This window comes from Campylobacter concisus, assembly GCF_902460875.1.
In the GTDB taxonomy this organism is placed as follows: domain Bacteria; phylum Campylobacterota; class Campylobacteria; order Campylobacterales; family Campylobacteraceae; genus Campylobacter_A; species Campylobacter_A concisus_AA.
In genome coordinates, this window is sequence record NZ_CABPVR010000007.1 from 243,147 (window position 1) to 247,459 (window position 4,313).

Here is a 4,313-nt window from a genome sequence, read left to right on the forward strand (position 1 = left end):
AAATGACGCTGCAAGGCAAACTCAATCTCTCTTTTAGGCCTTCTTTGGCTAATAATAAGCGGAGAAAATGGTAAGAATTTTTTTGCTAATTTTTTATTGTTTATATTTAATATATCCAATAAAATCTTTGAAATTTTATCATCAAGCTCTTTTTCAAAGGATCTTGCATAATTTTTTAAACTAATGCTATCAAAGAAAAGCCAAAGCAAATAATTGTCAAAAAAGTCAAAAAATTTCTCGAAATTATTATCGCTACTCTTTGAGATCTTTTCTAAAATATAGCTCGTAAGATGCGAGCCACTTCCCAAAAGACCCATAAAATTTACGACGATTTTTACTATGTCCTCTTTATTTAAGCTCTCAAGCTCATTAATCGGATAAGCAAAACTTGGGCTATTTTTTAAAAAAATATCCCTTCTATCTTGGTGCTTTAGGCAGTTCTTTACTAATTTAAAAAAAGAAGCTTGATTTAGTTCTTTGCTCATATTAATTTTTTTGTACCGCCCAAGAAGTCATAATTAAGCAAAATTTTACTCTTTATACACTTTATTTTAAGTTCACAAAATGAATTGATTGAGGCAAATTTTGATAAAAATTTAGCCAAATTTATACCTAAAGTATATACATTTCCAATACTCTCAAATTCGCTTTCATCTATATAGAATATGCATAGCAACCCTCTTTTTGCAAAGCCTTGATCAACTCTATAAATTTGCTTTGTTTTTATATCATAAAGCGAGTTTGCAAATTTTTTAAAAAACTCATCATCTGGTGTGCTAAAGGTATTAAGAAGTGCTAAAAAAGAGCCCTTCTCTAGTATACTTTGATAGCTAAAAGATAATATGCTAACTAGTTTCCAAAGAAGATTTCCATCTATTTTTACTCGCTTTACGCTAGTTGGAATGGTTAAATTTTTAGTTGTTACACCTTGATGAGATAGCACTCTATCTATCTCGCCAAGTCTTAGTTTGCAAGGCAAGTCGCCATTGCAACAAAGTGCATCTATACTAATGGTTTGATCTTTAGAGTCACTTTTAAAAAAAGAAATTTCTTTATATGAGTTTAGTTTTATATCTATTTTATTACTGACAAAATAATAATCTTTTGCTCGCTCATCATTTAAAAATTCAAATCTCTCAAAACTTTTATAGTTTTTTAATATCCTTTTTTCATTATTACTACTATGGGCAACCACCTTATTTATTGAAACGATTTCATAAGCATCGATATTTGAGCGATCTAGAAAAATTCTATATTCGCTTCGTCTATTGTTATTTAAAATAGGCTCGGCACTCATTACAAATAAATTTATTGCAGGCGTAGCAAAAAGAGAAAAATACTCTAGCCTTGGCACATATCCACTTGGCATATCTTTTGAAAATATGAATTTAATATTAAAGCTTTTTGTAGAAAAATTTTTAAGAAAGCTAAGGCCGTTTAATCGCACAAAATTTAACTTTGAAGGAAAAAATGATAGCTCTTTTAAAAGCTCAAATGCTTCAAATCCAAACTCATCACTCTTTATCAAACGCTCATCAAACTCATCTAAACTAAGTTTATCAGGGCTTAACTTTATCTCTTGATCGCTATCTTCAAAACTTATTGTAATAAATTTCAAGTAATTTTTTAGCCACATTAAGAGTGTAGAAGAGAAGTAAACATTATCTCCAAGATATAAATTTAAAAAGTCTATATCAAGTTCTTTAGTACTAAGCTCGTCCTTTGTAGCGCTTATATTTAAATTTAGAAGATAATCACTCTTATTGTTTGACATAAAAGCTTTTGTTATCTTTAAGGGAAGCAAATTTATGTCAAAGATTGTTTGAAATTTGCACGTTACGCCATTGATCTGCTTTGACTCGACTATACTTCCTTTTGGTATAAATTCTTTTACCCCAGAGAAGTCATCTCTTAATGTAAATTCTTGCATACAAACTGATGGAAAAGGATTTGTATAGCTTGGCATTAATATATTTACTAAAGACTCAGCGATTAGTGGGATATTTTCATCTAGTTCTTGCCTGATCCTCGATGTTAAAATAGCCATATTTTCTATTATACTCTCAACATCAGGATCTTTGCTTTTAGTATCTAAAAAGGGTGCTACTTTTGGAAAATTTTTAATAAAAAGGGCTCTTGTTTCATCAAGATATGCCATCTCTTTTTGAAAATAAGCTAGATTATTTTCATTATAATCCATTATAAAATCTCACAATATCTATTGTTTTTAAAAATAACTTTTAGCAAATACTCTTTAAAATTATCATTTTTATGCTTGTAGTTTATATTAAAGATGATACGCCAAGGCTTTAGTGAGTCATCGTATCCGATAGATGTTACTTCTATTCTATTCTCATTTGAGCTGATTAATTCATATATTGCCATACCAAGTTTATGACCAAGCTCGTTTATCTCAACACCCATCGACCAAAGATCAATAATACTATCATTTAATCGGCCGTAGTTACCAAGTCTAGAGTTTAAGATAGTATCAATGTGATCTTTTATGTCGCTGTCTAGATCTTTAAAATATGGACGTAGTTTTGATTCGTCACTAAATTCATATAAAATTTTATCTATCAGCGACATAGTAAGCTTACTCTTTGTCTAGTTTTCCGACCAAAGAAAGCTCGAAATTTGCTCCCATAAATTTAAAGTGAGGTCTAGCCAAAAGCTCTATTTTGTACCATCCAGGCTCGCCAGCTATATCACTGACGATTACTTTTGCGCTTCTAAATGGTCTTCTACTTCTAACATCTGCTGGTGGATTTTCCTGATCTGAGATGTATTGTCTTAGCCATTCATTTAAGCCGCGCTCAACATCGCTACGCTCTTTCCATGTACCTATCTCTTCTCTTTGAAGCACTTTTAGATAATGAGCCAAACGAGAGATCAAGAACACATAAGGCAGTTGAGTTCCGAGCCTGAAATTTGTCTCAGCAGCTTTACCTTCTGGAGTATTTGGGAAAATTTTAGGTTTTAACGCAGAGTTTGCTGAGAAAAATGCAGCGTTATTACTATCTCTTCTTAAAGTAAGAGCGATAAATCCATTTTCTGAAAGTTCAAATTCTCTTCTATCTGTGATCAAAACTTCGGTTGGAATTTTTGTTTGGACGCTTCCATAATTTTCATAAGTATAAGTTGGAAGATCTTTTACGGCACCGCCACCTTTTGGCCCAATAATATTGCCGCACCATCTATAATCAGCAAAACTATCTGTAAGCCTTGTAGCAAACGCATAAGCTCCATTGCCCCAAAGCATATCATCATGATTATTTACAGTTTCTCTATAATTAAAGCTCTTTATAGGGTTATCTTCTGGCACATAAGGAGATCTTGTAAGAAATCTATTTACCATACATCCTGTGTATTTTGCATCTTCATTTTCTCTAAAAGTTCTCCATCTTGTATATTGTGGGCCTTCTAGCATGCTTTTTAGATCTTTTATATTTTCAAGCTCACCAAAATTGTCAAGTCCGAAAAATTTAGCAGAAAGAGATGTAAGAAGTGGCGAATGGCTCATTGCAGCAATTGATGACATTTTATTTAAAAAAGTCATATCTTGATTTGATTTATCTAGCTCATAGTCAGCCACTATCGCACCAACTGGTTCACCACCAAATTGTCCATATTCGGCTGAATAAATTTGTTTATAAAGTGTACTTTGAGTTATATCTAGATTATTTTCAAAATCATCTAAAATTTCTTCTTTTGTGGCGTCTAAAAGATCAATTTTTACATTTTCATTAAAATTTGTTCTCTCAACCAAAAATCTAATTCCACGCCAAGTTGATTCTAGCTCTTGAAAAGATTTATTGTGTAAAATTTCATCCATTTGAGCAGATAAAAGGGTATCGATGTGAGCTATCATCTCATCAAGTGCGAGCTTATTTATTTTATCTTCGGCATTATTTGTTGTTATTATGTTTGAAATAAACTCAGCAACTCCTTGCTTTACAACACTATAACTCTCGTCATCTTTTGAATATTTACTCCTTTGCATTATGCTTTCAATGATAGGAGTTTTAACTTTAGTTTCAGACATTTTTATTCCTTATCTTGTTCGTCTTTAATCTCTAAAAGAAGTTGTTTTCTACTATCTTCATCTTTTATAGCTTCTAAAACCGCTTTTCTAAAATCAGGCATATTGCCCATAGGACCTTTTAGTGCAACTAAAGCTTTTCTAAGCTGCAAGAGTTTTTTTAGTTCAGGGATTTGATTTATAATATTGTCTGGATTAAAATCATGGATGCTCTCAAAATCAAGGTCAATATTTAAATCTTCATTATTAGAATTTAGCTTATTTTTTACAG

5 protein-coding genes are annotated in these 4,313 nt (G+C 31.4%); all 5 read right to left on the reverse strand.

Features of this window, described 5'->3' with window-relative positions; all coding sequences use genetic code 11:
* Positions 1 to 485, reverse strand: a 485-nt coding sequence (locus F3H01_RS09765; protein ID WP_149725130.1) for a type VI secretion system baseplate subunit TssG, incomplete at its 3' end; no start/stop codon positions are given.
* Positions 482 to 2,200 (reverse strand): type VI secretion system baseplate subunit TssF, encoded by a 1,719-nt coding sequence (tssF, locus tag F3H01_RS09770; RefSeq protein WP_149725050.1) that lies wholly within the window; start codon positions 2,198 to 2,200, stop codon positions 482 to 484. The genes F3H01_RS09765 and tssF, both read right to left, overlap by 4 nt.
* Positions 2,200 to 2,589 carry a GPW/gp25 family protein gene (locus F3H01_RS09775; RefSeq protein WP_054195920.1) on the reverse strand — a complete coding sequence of 130 codons (390 nt, stop codon included), beginning with the start codon at positions 2,587 to 2,589 and terminating at the stop codon, positions 2,200 to 2,202. Before F3H01_RS09775 ends, tssF begins: the two co-directional genes overlap by 1 nt.
* 7 nt (positions 2,590 to 2,596) lie before the next feature.
* Positions 2,597 to 4,045, reverse strand: coding sequence for a type VI secretion system contractile sheath large subunit (gene tssC / locus F3H01_RS09780; RefSeq protein WP_054195919.1), 1,449 nt, complete (start codon positions 4,043 to 4,045; stop codon positions 2,597 to 2,599).
* 2 nt (positions 4,046 to 4,047) lie between these two features.
* Positions 4,048 to 4,313: type VI secretion system contractile sheath small subunit (locus F3H01_RS09785; RefSeq protein WP_149725131.1), on the reverse strand; the 266-nt coding region annotated here is incomplete at its 5' end.